Below are 18,644 nucleotides of genomic sequence, written 5' to 3'. Positions count from 1 at the left end.
GTTACCGACAGCGCAACTGGCCAGTCAGTCGCCGATGGTCGTGTCGTACTTGACGTAGTTACCCAGCCAGCCGCCGAGGGCGCTCAGACCAAGGAAGTACGCGGCCGTCGTAAGTGTTCCCAGAACGAGTACGAACAGCCCCATCGCGCCGAACACGCCCAGAGCATCGGGAACGAACGCCAGCAACGCGGCCAGAAAGACGAATACGACTACGAAGAAGACCAGCGAGATGGCCAGTCCGATGACGCCGGACAGGAACCCGACGCGAACCCCGTCGGCTCGCTTACCGCCTTCGAGATAGCCGGCGAGGCCACCACCGAGCAACGGCGCGAGCGGAACGAACCCACTCAGCAGCGCAGTCGCGACAGCTCCGATAACGGCGTTGACAAAGGTGTCTCCCTCTCCCATTGCCCAGAGCTACTCCGGGGCTCGTGGTAGGTTTTGTGTTGGTGTCTCCGGCGTTGCGACTCGCACCCCAGTATTGAGAAAACGAAACAGTTCAGCGACGTTAGAGGTCGGACTCGAAGTCGTCGAGTCCGTACGTCGGCTCGGCACCGCGGCGGTCGAGCGTCTCGTTGGCCAGCAGCCAGTAGACGACCGACAGCGCTTTGCGCCCCTTGTTGTTCGTCGGGACCACCAGATCGACGTTCGACGTGGTGTTGTTGGAGTCACACATCGCGATGACCGGGATGCCGACCGTGATGGCCTCCTTGACAGCCTGGGCGTCACCGATCGGGTCGGTGACGACCACGATGTCAGGCTCGATGTAGCCGTCGTAGTCGGGGTTGGTCAGCGTGCCGGGGATGAACCGGCCGGTGCGGACGCGCGCGCCGATCGCTTCGGCGAACTTCTCGGCCGGGAACCGGCCGTACTGGCGCGACGACGCGGCCAGAATCTGCTCCGGCTCGTAGTTGGCGAGGAAGTCCGCGGCGGTGCGGATGCGCTCGTCGGTCATCGAAACGTCCAGCACGTAGAGCCCGTCGGTCCGGACGCGGTGGATGAACCGCTCCATGTCCTGGGTCTTCTGCTGGGTCCCGATGTGGACACCGGCACCGAGGTAGTCCTCAACAGGGATGAGGAGGTCGGCTTCCGACTGCTCGTCGGGCATGACGTCCTCGTCCAACTGTGGGCCGGCGGCCTCGTCGGCGTCGGCCGCTTCATCGGCGTCCGTGTCGTCGGTTGGTTCGGCCTCTGTCGCCTCTTCGGCGTCGTCGGCGGGCTGTTCGGCTTCCGTTTCGGTCTCCGCGTCGACCGCTTCGTCGTCCTCGTCGGACGGGTCGAAGTCGGAATCGGACGCGTCGAGACCTTCTTTTTCGTTGCCGCTCATACTGCGTTGTCCTCGATACGGATTAGTTCGTTCAGCTTGGCTGTGCGCTCGCCGCCGACCGCGCCGGTCTTGATGAACGGTGCGTCAGTGGCGACAGCGAGGTGTGCGATCGTCGTGTCTTCCGTCTCTCCGCTGCGATGGGAGACGACGGACTCGTAGCCGCTTGCCGTCGCCAGTTCGATGGCGTCGACAGCGTCGGTGAGCGTCCCGATCTGGTTCGGCTTGATCAGGATGGAGTTCCCGGCGTCGGCGTTGATACCGGCCTGCAGGCGCTCGACGTTGGTGACGAACAGATCGTCGCCACAGACGAGCGTCTGGTCACCGACCTGTGCGGTCAGGTCCGCGAAGGCCTCATAATCGTTCTCGTCGAGTGGGTCCTCGACGTAGACGAGGTCGTACTCCTCGACCTTCCCGGCGATGTACTCTATCTGCTCTTCGGTGGACTTGACGCCGTCGTCGTAGACGTAGCCGTCCGCCTCGTCGTCGTAGAGTTCCGCGCCAGCGACGTCGAGACCAAAGGAGATTGCGAAGCCGAAGTCGTCGGCGACAGTCTCGACGGCCTCGTCCATGATCTCGAACGCTTCGTCGTCCGAGACGGACGGTGCCCAGGCTCCTTCGTCGCCCTTGCCCGCTGGCAGGTCGCGGTCGGCCAGGATGTCATAGACCTCCTGATGGACCGCGGCGTTGGCGAAGACAGCCTCTTCGACGCTCGGCGCGCCGACGGGGGCCGCGAGGAACTCCTGAATGTTCGTGGCATCCGCGGCGTGCTCGCCGCCACCGATGATGTTGCCCAGCGGCGTCGGGTACTCGTTGCCCCGGAACGTGCCGCCGAGATGCTGGTACAGCGGTGCGCCCAACACGTCGGCCCCGGCCTTGGCGGCCGCCATCGAGATGGCGACGGCGCTGTTGGCTCCGATGCCGGAGAAGTCGTCGGTGCCGTCGGCGGCGTGGAGCGCCGCGTCGACATCGCGCTGGTTCCCGGCGTGGACCTCACCGATGAGTCGCGGGAGTGCCTCCTCGCGGGCCTTGGCGATGGCCTCGTTGGCGGGGAGCTCGATGGCCTCGTACTCGCCCGTGCTTGCGCCGCTCGGTGCCTTGCCACGACCGAAGCCCCCACTCTCGGTGAGGACGTCGGCCTCGACAGTCGCGTTCCCGCGGGAGTCGAGGACGCGGCGGAGTCGGATGTCAGTGATGAGCGTCATCGTTAGTCACTCCTGTTGACCGTAAACGGTAGGACGCCAGCGTCGTACTCCTCGGCGGCGATGAGTATCGGCTGGGTGTGTTCCGTCTCGATGAGCACGGGAGCACCGTGGGCCAACTGCAGCGCTCGCGCGCCGAGCTTGCGGGCCTTCTCGTAGCGGCTTTCCTGTGCGTTCATTGGTAGGGTGAGACGATGTCGACGAGGTCTTTGTGCGAGACGAGCATCCGGCGACAGCAGTGCCGCTCGACGCCGAGTTCGTCGAGGACCTTCTCCGGGTCCTCAGGCTCCTCGGCCTCGCGGGTGCGGGCCTTGAACTCCTCCCAGTGCTCGCCGACGACGTTACCGCACGTGAAACACCGAACCGGTACCATCATACCTGTATCACCTTAGCGGTACGATTTCTGGTAGCGGGCCCGCGCACCGGGGCCGCCCCACTTCTTGGGTTCGGACTGGCGAACATCGTTGACCAGCAGCGAGCGATCGAACTCCATGAACGCGTCACGGAGTTCGGCATCGTTAGTGTGGTCGACAAGTCCGCGAGCGATGGCGGTTCGGGCGGCATCTGCCTGCCCCATGACGCCGCCACCTTCGACGGACACTTCGACGTCGACCTCGCCGCGGAGATCGTCCTCTGCGATGCGGAACGGTTCCAGCATCTTGAGCTGCGCCAGCTCGGGGTCGACGAGTTCGACCGGCTGCGAGTCGATACGCACGCGGCCCTCGCCCTCACGAACGGTTGCGCGGGCGACGGCGGTCTTCTTCTTGCCAGACGTGTTCGTTACCATGTCTTGTTCGCTCCAAGCGTTTCGCTGATCTCGCCCAGCGTGACGAACTTGATGTTCGACAGTCGGTCAAGCGACGTGCCGTCTAGGACCTCGCCGTCCTCGTCGTATGGGTTGCCGAGGTAGACACGGACGCTCTCGAACGCCTCGCGGCCACGCTGCTTCTTGTGGGGCAGCATGCCACGGATGGTGCGTTTGAAGATGCCGTCCGGTCGCTTGGGGTAGAAGTACCCGTTGTCGTTACCGATGTCGACACGTTTCTCGTACTTTTCTACGATCTGCTCCTCTCGGCCGGTGATCACGGCGCGTTCGGCGTTGACGACGGCGACCGTCTCGCCGTCGAGTGCCTGTTCGGCGACCTGTGATGCGACGCGGCCCATGATACAGTCGCGGGCGTCAACGATGACATCCGCGTCGAACTCTGCGACGCTCATCGGATCACCCGGACGTGGGAGCCTTCTGGGTTGTTTTCGATTGCCTGTTCGAGTGATACAGCCTCTCCAACCTGGTCGATCTTCGTCTCGGCGGTTCCGGAGAAGTCGACAGCGGCGACGGTGACGTCCTTCTGCAGGACACCGGAGCCAAGCACCTTGCCGGGCACAACAACGGTTTCGTCCTCCTGGGCGTATCGTTCGATACGGCCGAGGTTGACTTCCGCGTGTGTGCGCCGTGGCTTTTCTAAGCGCTCGGCGACGTCGCCCCAGACAGCACCGCCCGAACTGCGGGCGGCTGACTTCAGGTCGGCGATGAGACTACTGAGTCTCGGGTTCGTCTTACTCATATGATTCCTCCGTTGTGGGAAAAGTGCAGGGAGCAGGATTTGAACCTGCGGACCCCTACGGGACAGCGCCCTGAACGCTGCGCCGTTGGCCAAACTTGGCTATCCCTGCGCGCGATTGTTCGTTTTGCGTGCCCCGTAAAACCCCTTTCGGTCCTCGCGCTCGGGGAGCGGGCGGTCATCGGTAGTGGTGGGGTGTGTCGGGGCATTGTATCGTTACAGCTGGACTGCGTCTTTCAGTTCGGTCGCGCGGTCACGCAGCGTCTCGACCGCGCGCAGGACCAGTTCCTCGGTGGTGAACGACCCGTCCGTCTCGACGTGGAACACGAACGCGTTCGGCACGTCAGAGACCTCGACGTCTTTGCCGGGGTATCGGTTCCGGAGGTCGTTGTCGAACTCGTCTGTCGCGACGAGTTCGCCGTTGGTAGCGTCGCCGGCGGCGTGTTCGGCCGCCTGCTCTTCGATGACGCCACGCAGGATGTTCGGATCGTCGTCCTCGAACTCGCCGAGGTCGCCGACGACCTCCACCTGCTGGAGGTGTCGGTAGCCGACGGCCACGCCGCCCTGATGTTTGGCGTGTTCCCGACCGGTATCGAGGACGGCGTCGGCCTCGACTTCGAGACGTTGGCCCTCCTTGAGATCGATGATCGGGATGTTGTCGTCGGCCGCCTCGACCATCGGGTCCGAGGAGACGAGGTCACTGGAGTAGGCCGTGGCCGGCCCGTCGACGGACAGCGACAGCGTCACCTCGTCCCCGATCTCGAAGTCGTCGAGGTCGGTCGTCAGCGGGACCAGTCCCAGTCGGAGACCGATCTGCTCGTTAAACATCACGCTGGTGTTCTCGATGACGCGGACGGTGTCGATACTGAACGTCGGTACGTCCGCGACCATCGCTCGCCGGATGCCGTTGGCGAAAGCCGGCGTGATGCCGCGCACGAGGATGCGGGCCTCGCGCTCGCCGCGTTCGACGAACTCAACCTCGTAGTCCTGTGTCATTGGTTAGAATCCGGAGTTCTTGGGTGCACGAGTGCCGTCGTGCGGGGTCGGCGTGACGTCCTCGATGCGACCGATCTCCAGGCCCGCTCGGGCGAGTGCGCGGATCGTCGCCTGCGCACCCGGACCGGGCGAGGTCTGGAGGTTGCCGCCGGGACCGCGGACCCGAACGTCGACGCCTTCGACGCCACGGTCGAGGGCCTTCTCCGCAACGACCTCGGCCATCTGCATCGCCGCGTACGGCGACGCTTCGTCGCGGTTCTGCTTGACGACCGTCCCGCCGGAGCTCTTCGCGAGCGTCTCCGCGCCGGTCTGGTCGGTGATGGTGATGATCGTGTTGTTGAACGATGCGTGCACGTGGGCGATGCCCCAGATGTCTTCGGTGTCTTCGCTCATTCTTGGGCCTCCGCGCGCTCAGGATGGAGTTCGTCCGACAGCGAACTGTGCTCGTCGAAGCCGACCGAGCTCTCGACGGCGGTTTCGACCGTCATGCCGGGTCGGGTGACGCGAGCGTCGTCCAGCACGATGTGTCCGTGGACGATGAACTGACGAGCCTGCTCGGGCGTGTTCGCGTAGCCCTTGCGGTAGACGACCGTCTGCAGGCGGCGTTCTAGCACGTCGGTCACGTCGAGCGACAGCACGTCGTCGAGCTGGTCCTGCTCGTTGAGGATGCCGTAGCGCTTGAGCCGAGCGAGGAACTCCTCGGACTCGGTCTCGTGCTCGCCAGCACTGCCCAGCAGCTTCCGGGCCTCACGGCGGTAGCCACGGAGCTCGGACTGTGCGCGCCAGAGCTCTTCTTTGTTCTTCAGGCCGTAGCGGCCGATGAGGTTGGCCTCGTCGGCGATGCGCTCGCCCTGGAAGGGATGATTCGGCGTCTCGTAGAACTTCGTGTTTGAACCAAGCGCCATTATTCGTCATCCTCCGCAGCGGCTTCCTCAGCCTGCTCTTCCTTGATCGCCTCGACGTTGACGCCGATGGTCCCCTCCGTTCGGCCAGTGGACTTGGTACGCTGTCCACGGACCTTCTGGCCGCGCTTGTGGCGGACACCGCGGTAGGAGTCGATCATCTTCATGCGGTTGATGTCCTGCCGGCGGGTAAGCTGGAGGTCGTTGCCGGTCTCGTGGGTGGTCTCACCAGTGAAGTAGTCCTTCTGGTGGTTGGTCATCCACTCGGGCACATCGTCGGCGAAGTTTTCGACGCGGTCGACGACGCGCTCGATAACGTCGTCGTCGAGCTTGCCGAAGACAGCGCGCCGGTCGACGTCCGCCTTCTGGGCGATAATTCGGGCGGCCCGGTGGCCGATACCGTTCAGTTCTGTCAGTGCTCGCTCGACGGATTTCGTCCCGTCGAGGTCTGTCTGTCCGATACGGACGAAATAGCGGATGTCCTCCTCCTCTTCGGCATCCGCGTCCTCGCCCGCGTTGGGGTCTTCTGCACTCATATGTAGGTACTGATGGGTGAGCGTCGTGGCGGGGATTCGAACCCCGGAGGCTGTACGCCACAGAGTTAGCAACCCTGCGCCTTGGGCCAGGCTTGGCTACCACGACACGCGTTCTATGACACTCGCGCCCGCAGCACGCGGACTCGGGGGCCGGTCCCCCTACACGAGTCTATCCGATTCTATTCCGGGGTTGTATTTAAACGCAACGAAGGGGTCCGGGCGCGTGATTGTAAGGCATACCCACTGGGGCATGGAGTAGCAGGCCTCAGGTCGTTGACGGGGCCGGCATAATACACTCGTCACTGGGACCACATGTCAACGTATGCGCCGACATATCACCGACGGCGGCGGTGGCATCGACCCGACCGACCGAACGGCGGTTCGCGGCCAGCTGGAACGGTTCGCGGGACCGGACGCCGTGACCGAGGCGGACGACGGAACGCTCCGGGCCGACTTCGGCGGCCGCACACACGTCACAGTGGCCCCCGACGGCGCGATAGACACCGGTATGCCGCTACACTCCTTTGCCGGGACGCCGGAGCGGCTCGTGTTCGACCACGACAGCGGTGAGCTACGCGCCGAACTTGACGACGGCGGCGTCTACGTGTTTCGACGCCCTTGAGTCCGAGACGGCTGCTGTACCGATCTTTATTACTCGACCTCGTGCGCTTGCGTACGCGGGAGCTACGATAACTGGAGCCAGCACATCTCGATGCCGCCAATTCGGTTACTGCCGTGTCCGGCGGTGTCACAATCCTTATCGCACCTCCGGAGCCTAACCCTGTGCATGAATACAGATGACGTACGCGAGCGCCTGCAAGCGGTCGAGGACCCGGATCTTGGGGACGATATCGTCTCGCTCGGGCTGATCAACAGCATCGACGTGACTGACGACGAGGTCAGCATCGACTTGGCGCTCGGTGCGCCGTACTCGCCGACGGAGACGAGCATCGCGAACGAGGTCCGCGAGGCGCTGGGCGACATGGACCGCGAGATCGACCTCTCGGCGAGTGTCGACCGCGGCGTCCCGGAAGCGGAGGACCCGCTGCCGAAGGTCAAGAACGTCATCGCCGTCGCCTCGGGCAAGGGCGGCGTCGGCAAGTCGACCGTCGCAGTGAACCTCGCTGCCGGCCTCTCGCGGCTTGGTGCCCGGGTTGGCTTGTTCGACGCCGACGTGTACGGGCCGAACGTCCCGCGGATGCTCGATGCGGACGAGCAGCCGCGTGCGACAGAGGACGAGGAGATCATTCCCGTCGAGAAACACGGAATGAAGCTGATGAGCATGGACTTCCTCGTCGGCAAGGACGATCCGGTCATCTTCCGTGGTCCGATGGTCGACAACGTCCTCACGCAACTGTGGGATGACGTGCTCTGGGGCGAACTCGACTACATGGTCGTCGACCTGCCACCGGGGACCGGCGACACGCAGTTGACGATGCTCCAGCAGGTGCCCGTCTCCGGGGCTGTCATCGTCACCACGCCGGAAGAGGTCGCGCTCGACGACGCCCGGAAGGGACTCCGGATGTTCGGTCGCCACGAAACCCCCGTGCTGGGCATCGTCGAGAACATGTCGTCGTTCGTCTGTCCGGACTGTGGTGGCACGCACGACATCTTCGGCAGCGGCGGCGGCCGCGAGTTCGCCGACGAAACGGAGATGCCGTTCCTCGGCGACATCCCGCTCGACCCCGAAGTCAGGGAGGGAGGTTCGACCGGGGAACCGCTCGTTCTCGACGAGGACAGCGACGTTGGCGAGTCGTTCCGCGACATCGCCGCTCGCACCGCGAACATGCAGGGCATCATCCACCGGAAGCGACAGAGCGACAGCCAGCGCGCCCAGCCCGAACAGTAGCGGGCAGTGGCTGAGGGGAGCAGCCGCTCAGATATCGCGGGAGACAGAGAGAAAGAACCGAGTTACGCTTCGACCGGGTTGTTCATCTTCCGGGTGACGTAGCCGGCGATGCGGTTGCGGACACCCTTGGACTCGATGTTGGTCAGTTCCTCGACGACGTCTTTGTTGTGTTCGAAGTCTGCACCGAAGGCGTCAGGGTATCGCTCCATGAGGAGCGTCCCGGTCTTCTTGACGTAGGCGGGTTTGATTGCCATGCGCGCTACTTGCTTGGTCGCACTCAAAAAGGGTTCGGAACGGACCACGCACGCGAATGTTTATCAGTAGGGGTGGGACGACCCGCAACCATGCACTGACCGTCGCCGTGACAGGGTACACGGGAGTGCGACACAGTCTGTCACGGGTCGCCGTGTGTCGCCTGTCTGCCCCAAATTCCGCGTGGAATCCTTACCAGTCGGCGTCGACTAAATCGCGGACGCGCTCGAAGGCCGCCCGTTCGCGCTCGCTGCCGGCCGTTTCGACCACGGACTCGAAGTACGCGAGACGGTCCAGCAACGTTTCGCGGTCGTAGCTCGGTACGTCCAGCCGCGAGGCCGCGACGGTCGCCTCGACGACGGCGGCGTGGCCGCGGTTCGTCGTCGGGACGACCCGTCGCTTGATAGTGCTATCGACGGGGTGTAGCGCCCACTCGACCCACTGCGTGTCGCCCTCCGTCCCGGAAGTGCGCTGTTCGACATTGACTTCTACCCAGGCATCCGCGCTGTCGATAACTGGGTCGTCTTCCTCCCGAACCGACAGCGCCGCCTCGACGAAGTCGACTGGGTCGCGCGTGAACTGAACATAGCCGTCCCCGCGCTCCCGGAAGTTCCGCCAGGTCCGGGTCCGGCCCCACGTCGTCGCCGTGGCCGGGCCGTCGCCGTCCGGCGCATGGACGCCCAGCGCCGCGACGTTCCAGCGCTCGTTCGGTCCCAGTGTGGTGACGACGGTCTCGGAGACGCCAGCGAGCGTGACAGGCCACTGTGTCTCAGAATTACCAGAAGCCGGACCATCGCCTGTCGAAGGAGCCCCCGTCACACGTCGAGCCCCCGTTCCAGCGCGACGAACAGCGCACCGGCAACGATATCCGCAGTCGTTCCAGGGTTGATGTCCCGCCGGACGAACTCCTCGGCGAGATTGGTTGCGTCTTCATCGCCGTCGAGGACGGCCTGTGCCCGCTCTTGGACCTCCTCGGCGGTTTCGCGGTCTTGTCGCGTGACGACGAACGTGTCCGGTTCCGCCGCGAGCAGTTCGAGGAACACGTCTGATGCGCGGTCGGCGACCGGCCCAGACCCGTCCAGTAGCCTCTCGCTGGCCTCGAACACGCGTTCGAAGCCGGAGACCCACTCGGCGGCTACGCCATCGACATCGGCGCTTGACTCCATCACGTCGAACAGCGTCATCTCGCGCTCGCGGAGTTCCGGGATCGCGCCGCTTCCGCGGCGGACATCGAGCGGCTCCAGACCGTCGGGCGGGTCGTCGACAGCCACATCGACGTGCTCGAAGGCGCGGTAGAACGCCGCCGCATCCTCGACGGTCGTCTCACGGACTACGGCGTCCGCGCCGGACGGTGACAGTCGCCCGTCAGCGGCCGTGGCCACTAACGGTGTGAGCACCAGCAGCGCCCCGAATTGTGTATTCCCACCGGATTGGCCTGCCATTCCTTCGATGGCTGTCTCGAACGCGGGGCCGATGGGGTCGCCCTCGGCCGCACGGTCGAGACCCGACCGAGCCCCCACAGCGCCGGCCATGAAGTGCTCGAACCGGAGGTCGTCGTACTCGCGCTCGCGGTCGACGTTACCCGGTTTCGGCGTGCCGGAGACCTCCAGCAGCAGTGCTAGCTGGGCGTTCTCTGCAACAGGCCGCTCGGTCATGGTGACACCTCCGACGTGAACCACTCCGCTGTCGTTTTTCGGACTTCGCCGAGTAGTTCCGGCCTGTCGCTCGCACGACCGACGCTGACGGCGTCAGCGCCGTACGAGAGGTACTCTCGTGTGGTCGCCGTCCCGCGAACGCCGTTGTTCGCCACGACGAACAGGTCGGTGGCGGCAGCCACGTTGGCGATGACTGACTCCGTGTCCATCGCGTCGATGTGGAACATGTCACCGCCGGCATCTTCGATGGTCTGTGCAACGCCTGGGAGCGAAACACCATCGAGTTCGGCACGCCCCTTCACCGAGACTGGCGCCCCTGTCGACGCTGCTGCTTCCACGAACTCCGCCAGTCGTTCCGGTTGCCGGAGCAGCGACTCGCCGGCACCGGCGGCACACATCTCGTCCTGCCGGCAATGGGCATTGATCTCGATGATGGCGTCGTGGCGCTGACAGACGGTGGCGGCACGCGCTACAGGGTCACGTGTCGCGCTTCGGACATTGAACGCCGGGCGCAGCGGTGCATCCGCCAGCGCAGCCAATTGATCGTTAACGAACGCGACCGGATCGTCCGGCAGGAACTCGGAGCGGTCGCGGTCCGTCATCGCTCGGGCGGCCTCGCGGGTCCGCTCGTCGAGCGCGATACCGCCGAGGAACGCACACCCGACGTGGGATTCGACCGCGCGGGCCCACGACGCGTCGGCCTCCCCGCTCAGACTTGCGAGGGCAACGCGCGGCTCGAACATCAGGCCACCTCCGAAAGAGCGGTCTCGACCGTGCGGTTCACCCGCTCGGCGTCGGCCGCGTCGTTGAGGGTCGTGTCGGTTCGGACAGCCGGTACGTCAAGCGGCGTCGAATCGTCGTCGTCAAGTACGAACGCGTCAGCGAAAGGGTAGGCCTCGGCCACGCCGGCGGTGCTTGGCTCAAGTCCGACGCCGGCCATCAGGTCAGCCGCCGGCCCCGAGAACACCGTGTCTTCGATGAACGGCGAGACGGCGACGACCGTTGTCTCGTGCAGTGCCTGTTCGATGGCGTCGATAGCGAGCATTGGTCCGAGCGAAGTCACAGGGTTCGACGGACCAATGACAACGGTATCGTCGAGTGCGGTCAGGACTGCGTCGGTCGCACTGGCCGCCTCGGAGCCACGAAACTCCACGTCTTCGACCAAGGGTTCTCCGTCGTGTCCTACCCACCACTCCTGAAAGTGCATCTGGCCGTTCGGGGTGTGAATGATAGACGCGACAGGGTCGTCGCTCATCGGTAACAGCGTCCGCTCCAACTCGAACGCGTCCGCAAGCGTCCGCGTCGCGTCTGTCAGTGAGTACCCTTCATCAAGCAGCGAGGTCCGCGTGACGTGGACTGCGCGGTCCCGGTCGCCGATATGCATAAACTCCGCAACGCCGGAGAAGCGCCGCCAGCGGGCGATGTCTCGGCCCGCAGTCTGTGCGTCGTTAGGGAGGTATCGTGGGCCACCGTCGAGCCCGGCGGCGTCGGCCAGCCGCGTCAGTTCAGTGTGTGTCTCGGCGGTGTCGTCGGCGATCCCCCACCACGTCTCTCGATCGAGCACCTCACCGTCGAGGAACAGGACGGTATCGAGGTCCGGACAGACGAGGTGGCCCCCCAGTTCGATATCGTCACCGGTGTTGGCGACGACAGTCGTCGCCGTCGGCGAAAACACGTCGTCGGCACCGGCGAGGAGCTTCGGCGTTCCCGTCCCGCCGGCAAGAAACGTCACCATGTCTCGACGTAGGGGGAACTGACAGTATAAACGTGGTCACTGAAACTGGATGTGGCTGGAACGTGGTCCCGCAGAGACCGACTTCTATTCGAAGAATCACAGCTGAGAACTGGGTGGGTAGAGTGAAGAGGGTCGGTAGGATAGGCAGGATAACGGGTGCTATGCCCATCGTGAATCCACACCGCTTCGCGCCTGCAACCTCCAACGAAGAGTACGTCTACGGCTCCTGTGCGCCCGGCTGGCATACGGCCGCCACGCAGCAGGACGCTATCGATGATTGGATCGAACACATGCAGGCACACGACATCGAGCGGATCTGCTGTCTGCTTCCCGGCCAACAGCTCGACGACGCTGGGGCTAACCTCCGGCGCTATCGGGAGGCCTTCGGAACGTCATCAGTCCGCCACGTACCGGTTCCCGACCACCGACTTATTCCTCAAGACCGCCTCCACGACGAGATCCTGCCGTTTCTGGTTGACGCCTGCGAATCAGAGGAACGGGTCGTCGTTCACTGTCTGGCCGGCATCGGCAGGACCGGACAGGTACTCGCCGCATGGCTAGTGTATCATTACGACTACGGCCCGGACCGCGCCATCGAGACCGTCCAGGAGATGGGTCGTGACCCCAGAGACGCTATCAAATCGGGCAACGCGACTGCAGCAGAGCTTTCCGACCTGCTATCATCAGTCGCGCGTCTGTAGAAAATTCTGGTCGGCGCTCAGTCTGTCCGTGGGAGCAACCGCGCACCGATCACAAAGCCGACGACAGCGCAGGCGGTGAGAACGGCAAGCGGGCCGAGCGCATCGCCAGTGCCGGTCGTCGCCGCACGGACGCCGCGCGAAAAGTACGTCAGCGGCGAGAGCCACGTCGGCAGCCACGCAGGCAGGAGTGTCTGTGGGACGAACGTTTCCGAGAGAAAGAGCAGCGGGAGCGCGAGGCCGTTGCTCGCTGCGATGACGCCGTCCTGTGAGTCCGCGAGACTGCCCAGCATCGCGCCGACGGCACAGAACAGCGCGACGCCGAGGCCGACGAAGGGGAGCAACAGCCCCGAAGGTTGGATGGTCGCGCCGGTGAGCCACACCATCAGGCCCAGAATCAGGAGACCGGCGATACCGATGATGACGACGTTGACGAGCGTCTGTGCCAGCAGCCACTCGGTCCGGGTCAGCGGCGTCGTCGCCAGCTTCTCGAAGCGGTTGCCGTCCCGATGTCGCGCCACTTCGCTGCCGACGCGGGAGAGCGGGGTAAACAGGACGACGACGGCCAGATACCCCGGCGCGTAGAAGCTCGGCGGCTCCGTGAACAGCCCGCCACCGCCCGGCTGAGTCTGGACCAGTACGCCGAAGATAACGACGATAATGACCGGGAAAAAGAACGTGAAGAAGACGGCCGTCCGTCGCCGGAGGAAGGCCAGCGACGCCGCGCGCGTCTCTGCCGTGAGTCGCCCCAACCGGCTCATTGAGCACCACCCGCGACCGGTTCCGTCTGCTGTGGTTCACCGCGCTGGCCGACAGCCGTCCCGGTGAGTTCGAGGTACACGTCCTCTAGGTCCGGCTGTTTCCAGGTCAGGCTGTCGTACTCGATGCCCGCCTGCCCCAGTTGCTCAGTGATGTTGCCAATAGACTCCGGGCGGATGCCGTAGACGACCAGCCGGCCGTTCCGGATCGCTGTCTCCGCCGGGTAGTCGATGGCTGAGACGGCAGCTTCGTCGAAGGAGCCATCGACGATGAGCTGGCTGTCGCCACCGTGCTCGGCCACGAGCTGCTCCGGCGAGTCGAGTGCGATGAGCGTCCCGTCTGCGAGGAGGCCAACGCGGTCCGCGAGCCGCTGGGCCTCCTCCATGTAGTGTGTCGTGACGAGTATCGTCACGCCGCGGTCGGCGAGTCCCTCCAACAGTCGCCAGAGGTCACGCCGACCGGCCGGATCGATACCGGTCGTCGGCTCGTCCAGTACGAGCAGATCTGGGTCGTTGATCAGCGCCGTCGCGACGCAGGTCCGTCGCTGCTGCCCGCCCGAGAGATTCTCGTACGTGGTGCTCGCGGTATCGGCCAGACCGACATCGTCGAGCACGGCCTCGACATCGCGGGTATCGTCGTACAGGCCAGCATAGTATTCCAGCAGTTCCTGCGCTGTCAGCCGCTCGTGGGGCGAAAACGACTGTGGTAACAGCCCGATTCGGTCGCGGGCGACCGTTCTGGGCGACTGGCCAAACAGCTGTACCTCGCCAGTCGCGTCCGTCGTTCCGGTCAACGCTCGTACCAGCGTGGTCTTGCCAGCCCCATTGGGACCGACCAGCGCGAGCACTTCTCCAGCGGTCGCCGTCAGCGACACGCCGTCGAGTGCGACCGTCTCGCCGTAGCGCCGCCCGACATCCGACGCGACCAGTACCTCGTCCATGCGCCCTCGTCCGGTCGGGTGGCCGAAAGCAGTTCCGTTCTCGCGCGACTATCGGCTACACGTTGCGGCCACACTCAAGACAGACAGCGGGGAGCCACGGCTTGTCCGTGACGACCGGGTTCGTCTCTTCACAGTGGTCACAGAACTCGGTTTTCGTCGCCATTTGCCGAAGATGTCACAGCAAAACAATAAATAGTTTGTTGTGCGCTAGGTCGTCACAAACTGTTGGTAGCTCCACCGCGGTATTGGGCACACTATCACTGTGGGGCCTGCTACGTGACGTGCGATCGGATCTCACGTACGATAGCGTCTACGTCGAACTCGTCGCTGGCCTCGGCTTTGTCGTAGACGGTTTCGTCGTCGACGCTGATTCTGAACACGCCGTGGTCGCCCATGACCAGTCGGACGCTGTCGAGTTCGCGCTCGAGTCCGGATAAAATCGCTTGCTGGACGTTTACCGCTCGTTCGCGGAACCCACATGGAACACAGTATTCGATTTCGACAGAACTCATGCCGGCCCTTACGCCTGTCGGCCTGAAAGCTCTATGGTCGGTCGATTAGTGCTCGGAGCCGACCGACGAGTGTCACATCGAAGCGGTGGACGCCGTACAGCAGTCCGACCGAGGTGACGAACACCACCGTCGAGAGCCCATACGACTGGGACAGGGCCGCCTGTGACAGTGTTGCCCCGACACCCACGAAGCCCCCCAGTATCGACGCAATGATCGGGAGGACACAGGAGACACACGAAAAGAGGCCGACGATGCCGCCCACCGCACCGCCGCTTGCGTCGACAGCGGTCACGAACACCAGATACGACAGCGCCAGATAGCCGGCGACCTTCCAGGGGATGAGCACCACACTGAGGGTCGCACCACTGAACACGATCGTCGGCGAGAATCCCGGTGGGGCTTGCGTGACCAATCGGATGCCGGTCCCCTGACCACCCGTGCCGTACACGCCGCCAACGTACCCCAGTACGAGCAGATAGCCGAGAGCGATAACCGCACTGCCAACCGTCCGACGGCGGTCGGTCAGTTCCGGCCGCACTCGCAGAAACACGAGACCGGCGATGTTGAGCCAGATGAACGGGAACACCAGCAGGAACGGGTCCGTCGCGGGTTGGGCCGTGTTGAGGACGTAGCCCAGAACGAGGATGAACTCCGCGTTCAACACGGCTGCCCAGGTCACCAGCGAGCGCGTGTCCGGGACTGCATCTCTGAGAGTCGCTGTCGTGGTGCTCATAGTGCCAGTGCGTCGACGACGATGGCGATCAGGACCGCCCCGAGGTATGCGTTCGACGCGTGGAACGCCCGGAACGCCGCCGCTTCGGTCTGGTCGCGGTGGAGCAGGATGACGGCCCAGAGGAACACCGCACCCAGCAACACCGACGTGACGGCGTACAGCCAGCCAAGCGACGTGAGCACGCCCAGAACACCTGCTGAGATGAGCGTCGCCCCGAGATAGTAGACGATGTGCTTGCGCGTCTCCGTCTCGCCGCGGACGACCGGCATCATCGGGAAACCGCCCGCCTCGTAGTCGTCCTTGTACGCGAGCGCGAGGTTGTAGAAGTGGGCTGGCGTCCAGAGGAAGATAACCACCGCGAGAACGACGCCCGGGAGGCCGACCGATCCGTCAGCGGCAACCCAGCCGATGAGCGCTGGCAGTGCGCCGGCGGCTCCGCCGATGACAGTGTTCTGGACGGTGTTGGGCTTCAACACGAGCGTGTAGATGACGCTGTAGAACACAATCGCGGTCAGTCCGAGGACCGCTACGAGCGCGTTCACCTGCCAGAACAGCCACAGTGACGCAAGCGACAGGAGCAGGCCAAAGGCCAGCGCGTTCCGGACCGGGATCTGGTGGGTCGCGATGGGACGATCCGAGGTCCGGTCCATGCGCTTGTCGATGTCGCGTTCGAGGACGTGGTTGAACGTCCCCGACGCCCCGATAGAGAGGACGCCGCCCCCGAGCGTGAGCAGCACCGTCCGAACAGTGAGCGTCTGTCCGGCGGCGAGTGCCATCCCAGCCGCAGCGACCAGACACAGAAGCCACATCAGTCGGGGCTTCATCAGGCGGAAGTACGCAGACGCAGTCCCGACGAGCCGTTCGCGGAACGTAAGCGCCGGGGTCCGGTCGGGGGTGTCGTCGGCGGTCGGTTCCGGCGCGGGCGTCGGGTTCTTCACGGGGGTCTCGTCATCACTGCCCGTCTCAGCTTCGAGGTGCCACGCGAGAGCCAGCACGAACGAGCCGAAGATGCCCATTCCCAGAGCGAGGTGGGCACCGGGGAGTGCCGTCTCTGTGCTCGTCGCGACGACGGCGCCGAGCGCTATCTGGACCGGGTACAGCGCGGTGCCGAGGAGGATAGCTGCCTTGACACGGCCGCGGCAGCCGGATCGGAGCCCGATAAGGGCCACAGCCACAACGAGGAGTCCAACGGCGGCTGCGACGAGTCGATGTCCCCAGGCGACTAATAGGGCCGTGTTCGTTACGTCGACCGGTCCGTCACACAGCGGCCATGTAGTACAGGCTGCCGCCGCATCCGTAAGCGTCGTTGTCGCGCCGGCGAGAACTAGCAAGTACACGCCGACGGCGGTCGCGGCGAGCAGCCCGGTGAAGGTCCGGCTCTCTGCCATTATTGTATCCTTCGATGCTGGCCACTTAGACCTCGCGATTCCGCTGTCTCTGTCTGGAGCCGCTCCGCTGCCCTATTGCTGCAAATCGGGAGCCTGCGGCGAAGACAGCAGTTATTTATCCCCGAAATCCTAAGCCGCATCCATGACCCGGAAACGTGCCGGTCTGGTCGCTCTGTTCGGTGCTGCGTTGCTCGCGCTCGCCGCCGAGCCGGCCGCCGCCGCACAGATTCAGGACTCGACGACGGATAGCCTCATCTGGGGGCTGAACATGAACCTCCTGTACGTGGCGATCCCGATTACGGTCCTCGTCGAAGGGATTCTGGTCTATACCGTCTGGCGATTCCGTAATCAGGAAGAGGCGCTTCCGACGCAGGAGAACCGCCGACTCGAAGTCACCTGGACCATCGCGACGGCGATCATTCTCCTGTTTGTCGGCGTCGCCTCCTACCAGGTGATGGCTAGCCCGTACGTCACCGCCGAGGCCGGTGACCAGGCCGCACTGCAGGAACAGGACACAGAACTCATCACTGTCGAAGCCCAGCGGTACGGCTGGACGTTCTACTACAACGAGTCGAGCTGGGACGGTGAAGCGGAGGTGACCACCACGACGGACCTGAAGATACCGGCCAATCAGGACGTATCCTTGCGGGTTACGTCGAAAGACTGGCTACATGCGTTCCACGTGCCTGGACTTGGACTGAAATCAGACGCGTTCCCCGGCCAGTACAACCGCCTCCGGACCAACGCAGATAACACTGGCACCTATCAGCTCTACTGTGCTGAATACTGTGGCTCTGGACACTCACAGATGCTCGGGACCGTTGAGGTCGTCCCACAGGACGAATACGAGGACTGGCTGGCAGAGCAGAAGAGCGGTGGCGACTCCGAAAGCAGCGGCGAGTAACGCGTAACTGAGCGGCTTTTTCCGTCCGAGAACTGACCGAACTGCGGACCATTCCACCCGTCCAGCAGACCGTGTATTTCCGTACGGTGACTGGGAGTCAGACCAAGTCGAGTAAGAGAGCCAAAGCGGCCCGCCAGTCCGTTACTGAACGATCCATCTGTCAGTTACTTCGCCGTCGGAACCGACTGTCAGATCCACGCTCTGGTGGCTGTTGACCGTGTCACTGAATTCCTGCTTGCCGTCAACAGAGAGCACAATTCGACAGGTCTGAGCGTCCGTATCGCGGTTAATCTGGACTGATTCCCCCGATGGAATTGAAAGTTCCTTGTTCTGGCATGTGGCTAATAGGACAACAGTACCCGAGAACCCACCGACGACTTGGACTTCTACGAGCTTTGACCCGTCACACATCGAGGGCCAACACTCCGGTGTCGATACCGTGGAAGGCGACGTCCCGGTCTCAGTGGCGGTTTTGCCCGGCGTTTCTGTCGCCTCCGGTGTTGGGGAGTTACTTTCGGTTGTGCCATTACTATCCCACTCGGCACAACCGGAGAGAGGTATGGAAAGTGCTGAGATTGAGAGGATCTGTCGGCGATTCATAACAACTGGTAAAATGGGCACTGTCTAGTTCTGAATCTCCTCAGCTGGCGTTCGTCCGTCGAGTGCTTGGTTCGGTCGTTCGTGGTTGTAGTGGTGT

General features: G+C 64.0%; 26 protein-coding genes, 2 tRNA genes and 1 pseudogene. 4 read left to right on the top strand and 25 right to left on the bottom strand.

Annotation, left to right across the window (positions count from 1 at the left end; genetic code table 11):
* Positions 1-24: 24 nt before the first annotated feature.
* From IEY38_RS18960 to IEY38_RS18895, 14 genes are all read right to left on the bottom strand, one after another.
* A complete protein-coding gene (locus IEY38_RS18960; protein WP_188980250.1) occupies positions 25-408 on the bottom strand; it encodes a DUF5518 domain-containing protein in 384 nt (127 codons plus the stop codon).
* Positions 409-508: 100 nt separating this feature from the next.
* On the bottom strand, positions 509-1,327 hold the full coding sequence (gene rpsB, locus IEY38_RS18955) for a 30S ribosomal protein S2 (RefSeq protein ID WP_004593551.1): 819 nt from the start codon (positions 1,325-1,327) through the stop codon (positions 509-511).
* Positions 1,324-2,529 (bottom strand): phosphopyruvate hydratase, encoded by a 1,206-nt coding sequence (eno, locus tag IEY38_RS18950; RefSeq protein WP_188980248.1) that lies wholly within the window; start codon positions 2,527-2,529, stop codon positions 1,324-1,326. Before eno ends, rpsB begins: the two co-directional genes overlap by 4 nt.
* 2 nt (positions 2,530-2,531) lie before the next feature.
* Positions 2,532-2,705 carry a DNA-directed RNA polymerase subunit K gene (locus IEY38_RS18945; RefSeq protein ID WP_004516796.1) on the bottom strand — a complete coding sequence of 58 codons (174 nt, stop codon included), beginning with the start codon at positions 2,703-2,705 and terminating at the stop codon, positions 2,532-2,534.
* The gene (locus tag IEY38_RS18940; protein ID WP_004516797.1) at positions 2,702-2,902 is read right to left on the bottom strand and encodes a DNA-directed RNA polymerase subunit N; all 201 of its coding nucleotides are present in this window, start codon (positions 2,900-2,902) and stop codon (positions 2,702-2,704) included. Before IEY38_RS18940 ends, IEY38_RS18945 begins: the two co-directional genes overlap by 4 nt.
* A gap of 12 nt (positions 2,903-2,914) precedes the next feature.
* Positions 2,915-3,313: a 30S ribosomal protein S9 gene (locus IEY38_RS18935; protein WP_004516798.1), complete on the bottom strand. Its 399-nt coding sequence runs from the start codon at positions 3,311-3,313 to the stop codon at positions 2,915-2,917.
* Positions 3,307-3,744: a 50S ribosomal protein L13 gene (locus tag IEY38_RS18930; protein WP_004593558.1), complete on the bottom strand. Its 438-nt coding sequence runs from the start codon at positions 3,742-3,744 to the stop codon at positions 3,307-3,309. The genes IEY38_RS18935 and IEY38_RS18930 overlap by 7 nt, the downstream gene beginning before the upstream one ends.
* Positions 3,741-4,091, bottom strand: coding sequence for a 50S ribosomal protein L18e (locus IEY38_RS18925; protein WP_004516800.1), 351 nt, complete (start codon positions 4,089-4,091; stop codon positions 3,741-3,743). Before IEY38_RS18925 ends, IEY38_RS18930 begins: the two co-directional genes overlap by 4 nt.
* A gap of 24 nt (positions 4,092-4,115) precedes the next feature.
* Positions 4,116-4,200 (bottom strand) — tRNA-Leu (locus IEY38_RS18920).
* Between the two features lie 104 nt (positions 4,201-4,304).
* Entirely contained in the window at positions 4,305-5,084 is a 780-nt protein-coding gene (locus tag IEY38_RS18915; protein WP_004593560.1) for a DNA-directed RNA polymerase subunit D, read from the bottom strand.
* Positions 5,085-5,087: 3 nt separating this feature from the next.
* Positions 5,088-5,477 carry a 30S ribosomal protein S11 gene (locus tag IEY38_RS18910; protein WP_005535604.1) on the bottom strand — a complete coding sequence of 130 codons (390 nt, stop codon included), beginning with the start codon at positions 5,475-5,477 and terminating at the stop codon, positions 5,088-5,090.
* Positions 5,474-5,989 (bottom strand): 30S ribosomal protein S4, encoded by a 516-nt coding sequence (locus tag IEY38_RS18905; protein ID WP_004593562.1) that lies wholly within the window; start codon positions 5,987-5,989, stop codon positions 5,474-5,476. Before IEY38_RS18905 ends, IEY38_RS18910 begins: the two co-directional genes overlap by 4 nt.
* Positions 5,989-6,522: a 30S ribosomal protein S13 gene (locus tag IEY38_RS18900; RefSeq protein WP_005535607.1), complete on the bottom strand. Its 534-nt coding sequence runs from the start codon at positions 6,520-6,522 to the stop codon at positions 5,989-5,991. Before IEY38_RS18900 ends, IEY38_RS18905 begins: the two co-directional genes overlap by 1 nt.
* A 21-nt stretch (positions 6,523-6,543) precedes the next feature.
* A tRNA-Ser gene (locus IEY38_RS18895) sits at positions 6,544-6,628 on the bottom strand.
* Positions 6,629-6,844: 216 nt separating this feature from the next.
* Here IEY38_RS18895 and IEY38_RS18890 point away from each other — a divergent pair.
* Positions 6,845-7,144, top strand: a complete 300-nt coding sequence (locus IEY38_RS18890) for a hypothetical protein (RefSeq protein WP_170098241.1) — start codon at positions 6,845-6,847, stop codon at positions 7,142-7,144.
* A gap of 165 nt (positions 7,145-7,309) precedes the next feature.
* Positions 7,310-8,371, top strand: coding sequence for an Mrp/NBP35 family ATP-binding protein (locus IEY38_RS18885; RefSeq protein ID WP_188980246.1), 1,062 nt, complete (start codon positions 7,310-7,312; stop codon positions 8,369-8,371).
* A gap of 62 nt (positions 8,372-8,433) precedes the next feature.
* On the opposite strand, the gene IEY38_RS18880 is transcribed toward IEY38_RS18885, so the two are convergent.
* From IEY38_RS18880 to cofD, 5 genes are all read right to left on the bottom strand, one after another.
* Positions 8,434-8,625: a 30S ribosomal protein S17e gene (locus IEY38_RS18880; protein ID WP_004516807.1), complete on the bottom strand. Its 192-nt coding sequence runs from the start codon at positions 8,623-8,625 to the stop codon at positions 8,434-8,436.
* 190 nt (positions 8,626-8,815) lie between these two features.
* Entirely contained in the window at positions 8,816-9,442 is a 627-nt protein-coding gene (locus tag IEY38_RS18875; protein ID WP_188980244.1) for a DUF447 domain-containing protein, read from the bottom strand.
* Positions 9,439-10,278: a triphosphoribosyl-dephospho-CoA synthase gene (locus IEY38_RS18870; RefSeq protein WP_188980242.1), complete on the bottom strand. Its 840-nt coding sequence runs from the start codon at positions 10,276-10,278 to the stop codon at positions 9,439-9,441. Before IEY38_RS18870 ends, IEY38_RS18875 begins: the two co-directional genes overlap by 4 nt.
* Complete coding sequence (locus IEY38_RS18865) at positions 10,275-11,021, bottom strand: tRNA-dihydrouridine synthase (protein ID WP_188980240.1); 747 nt, start codon at positions 11,019-11,021, stop codon at positions 10,275-10,277. Before IEY38_RS18865 ends, IEY38_RS18870 begins: the two co-directional genes overlap by 4 nt.
* Positions 11,021-12,013: a 2-phospho-L-lactate transferase gene (gene cofD / locus IEY38_RS18860; RefSeq protein WP_188980237.1), complete on the bottom strand. Its 993-nt coding sequence runs from the start codon at positions 12,011-12,013 to the stop codon at positions 11,021-11,023. Before cofD ends, IEY38_RS18865 begins: the two co-directional genes overlap by 1 nt.
* 161 nt (positions 12,014-12,174) lie before the next feature.
* Between cofD and IEY38_RS18855 the strand changes: the two genes are divergently transcribed.
* Entirely contained in the window at positions 12,175-12,714 is a 540-nt protein-coding gene (locus tag IEY38_RS18855; protein ID WP_188980235.1) for a protein-tyrosine phosphatase family protein, read from the top strand.
* Positions 12,715-12,731: 17 nt separating this feature from the next.
* Here IEY38_RS18855 and IEY38_RS18850 read toward each other — a convergent pair whose 3' ends face one another.
* The 5 genes from IEY38_RS18850 to IEY38_RS18830 all read right to left on the bottom strand — a co-directional run bounded on the left by IEY38_RS18850 (position 12,732) and on the right by IEY38_RS18830 (position 17,043).
* Positions 12,732-13,472, bottom strand: a complete 741-nt coding sequence (locus IEY38_RS18850; RefSeq protein WP_188980233.1) for an ABC transporter permease — start codon at positions 13,470-13,472, stop codon at positions 12,732-12,734.
* Positions 13,469-14,410, bottom strand: a complete 942-nt coding sequence (locus IEY38_RS18845; RefSeq protein WP_188980231.1) for an ABC transporter ATP-binding protein — start codon at positions 14,408-14,410, stop codon at positions 13,469-13,471. Before IEY38_RS18845 ends, IEY38_RS18850 begins: the two co-directional genes overlap by 4 nt.
* Positions 14,411-14,682: 272 nt before the next feature.
* Positions 14,683-14,922 (bottom strand): SelT/SelW/SelH family protein, encoded by a 240-nt coding sequence (locus IEY38_RS18840; protein ID WP_188980229.1) that lies wholly within the window; start codon positions 14,920-14,922, stop codon positions 14,683-14,685.
* 31 nt (positions 14,923-14,953) lie between these two features.
* A complete protein-coding gene (locus IEY38_RS18835; protein ID WP_188980228.1) occupies positions 14,954-15,655 on the bottom strand; it encodes a DUF7546 family protein in 702 nt (233 codons plus the stop codon).
* Positions 15,652-17,043, bottom strand: a complete 1,392-nt coding sequence (locus IEY38_RS18830; RefSeq protein ID WP_188980226.1) for a heme o synthase — start codon at positions 17,041-17,043, stop codon at positions 15,652-15,654. Before IEY38_RS18830 ends, IEY38_RS18835 begins: the two co-directional genes overlap by 4 nt.
* 142 nt (positions 17,044-17,185) lie before the next feature.
* Between IEY38_RS18830 and coxB the strand changes: the two genes are divergently transcribed.
* Positions 17,186-17,947 (top strand): cytochrome c oxidase subunit II, encoded by a 762-nt coding sequence (gene coxB, locus IEY38_RS18825; protein WP_188980224.1) that lies wholly within the window; start codon positions 17,186-17,188, stop codon positions 17,945-17,947.
* A gap of 624 nt (positions 17,948-18,571) precedes the next feature.
* Here coxB and IEY38_RS18820 read toward each other — a convergent pair.
* A pseudogene (locus IEY38_RS18820) lies at positions 18,572-18,644 on the bottom strand (IS6 family transposase); the annotation flags it as partial.

The sequence above is a fragment of the Haloarcula sebkhae genome, from assembly GCF_014647415.1.
GTDB classification, from domain to species: domain Archaea; phylum Halobacteriota; class Halobacteria; order Halobacteriales; family Haloarculaceae; genus Haloarcula; species Haloarcula sebkhae.
The sequence above is the reverse complement of the archived record's forward strand: the minus strand, read 5'-3'. Positions and strand labels throughout refer to the sequence as shown.

Coding starts and splice junctions, on each gene's coding strand:
- IEY38_RS18845 (WP_188980231.1), bottom strand. CDS start 14,410: ATGGACGAGGTACTGGTCGCGTCGGATGTCGGGCGGCGCTACGGCGAG.
- IEY38_RS18835 (WP_188980228.1), bottom strand. CDS start 15,655: ATGAGCACCACGACAGCGACTCTCAGAGATGCAGTCCCGGACACGCGC.
- IEY38_RS18945 (WP_004516796.1), bottom strand. CDS start 2,705: ATGAACGCACAGGAAAGCCGCTACGAGAAGGCCCGCAAGCTCGGCGCG.
- cofD (WP_188980237.1), bottom strand. CDS start 12,013: ATGGTGACGTTTCTTGCCGGCGGGACGGGAACGCCGAAGCTCCTCGCC.
- IEY38_RS18865 (WP_188980240.1), bottom strand. CDS start 11,021: ATGTTCGAGCCGCGCGTTGCCCTCGCAAGTCTGAGCGGGGAGGCCGAC.
- IEY38_RS18885 (WP_188980246.1), top strand. CDS start 7,310: ATGAATACAGATGACGTACGCGAGCGCCTGCAAGCGGTCGAGGACCCG.
- rpsB (WP_004593551.1), bottom strand. CDS start 1,327: ATGAGCGGCAACGAAAAAGAAGGTCTCGACGCGTCCGATTCCGACTTC.
- IEY38_RS18915 (WP_004593560.1), bottom strand. CDS start 5,084: ATGACACAGGACTACGAGGTTGAGTTCGTCGAACGCGGCGAGCGCGAG.
- IEY38_RS18890 (WP_170098241.1), top strand. CDS start 6,845: ATGCGCCGACATATCACCGACGGCGGCGGTGGCATCGACCCGACCGAC.
- IEY38_RS18840 (WP_188980229.1), bottom strand. CDS start 14,922: ATGAGTTCTGTCGAAATCGAATACTGTGTTCCATGTGGGTTCCGCGAA.
- IEY38_RS18960 (WP_188980250.1), bottom strand. CDS start 408: ATGGGAGAGGGAGACACCTTTGTCAACGCCGTTATCGGAGCTGTCGCG.
- IEY38_RS18870 (WP_188980242.1), bottom strand. CDS start 10,278: ATGACCGAGCGGCCTGTTGCAGAGAACGCCCAGCTAGCACTGCTGCTG.
- IEY38_RS18855 (WP_188980235.1), top strand. CDS start 12,175: ATGCCCATCGTGAATCCACACCGCTTCGCGCCTGCAACCTCCAACGAA.
- IEY38_RS18900 (WP_005535607.1), bottom strand. CDS start 6,522: ATGAGTGCAGAAGACCCCAACGCGGGCGAGGACGCGGATGCCGAAGAG.
- IEY38_RS18830 (WP_188980226.1), bottom strand. CDS start 17,043: ATGGCAGAGAGCCGGACCTTCACCGGGCTGCTCGCCGCGACCGCCGTC.
- IEY38_RS18930 (WP_004593558.1), bottom strand. CDS start 3,744: ATGAGCGTCGCAGAGTTCGACGCGGATGTCATCGTTGACGCCCGCGAC.
- eno (WP_188980248.1), bottom strand. CDS start 2,529: ATGACGCTCATCACTGACATCCGACTCCGCCGCGTCCTCGACTCCCGC.
- IEY38_RS18850 (WP_188980233.1), bottom strand. CDS start 13,472: ATGAGCCGGTTGGGGCGACTCACGGCAGAGACGCGCGCGGCGTCGCTG.
- coxB (WP_188980224.1), top strand. CDS start 17,186: ATGACCCGGAAACGTGCCGGTCTGGTCGCTCTGTTCGGTGCTGCGTTG.
- IEY38_RS18910 (WP_005535604.1), bottom strand. CDS start 5,477: ATGAGCGAAGACACCGAAGACATCTGGGGCATCGCCCACGTGCACGCA.
- IEY38_RS18925 (WP_004516800.1), bottom strand. CDS start 4,091: ATGAGTAAGACGAACCCGAGACTCAGTAGTCTCATCGCCGACCTGAAG.
- IEY38_RS18905 (WP_004593562.1), bottom strand. CDS start 5,989: ATGGCGCTTGGTTCAAACACGAAGTTCTACGAGACGCCGAATCATCCC.
- IEY38_RS18940 (WP_004516797.1), bottom strand. CDS start 2,902: ATGATGGTACCGGTTCGGTGTTTCACGTGCGGTAACGTCGTCGGCGAG.
- IEY38_RS18880 (WP_004516807.1), bottom strand. CDS start 8,625: ATGGCAATCAAACCCGCCTACGTCAAGAAGACCGGGACGCTCCTCATG.
- IEY38_RS18935 (WP_004516798.1), bottom strand. CDS start 3,313: ATGGTAACGAACACGTCTGGCAAGAAGAAGACCGCCGTCGCCCGCGCA.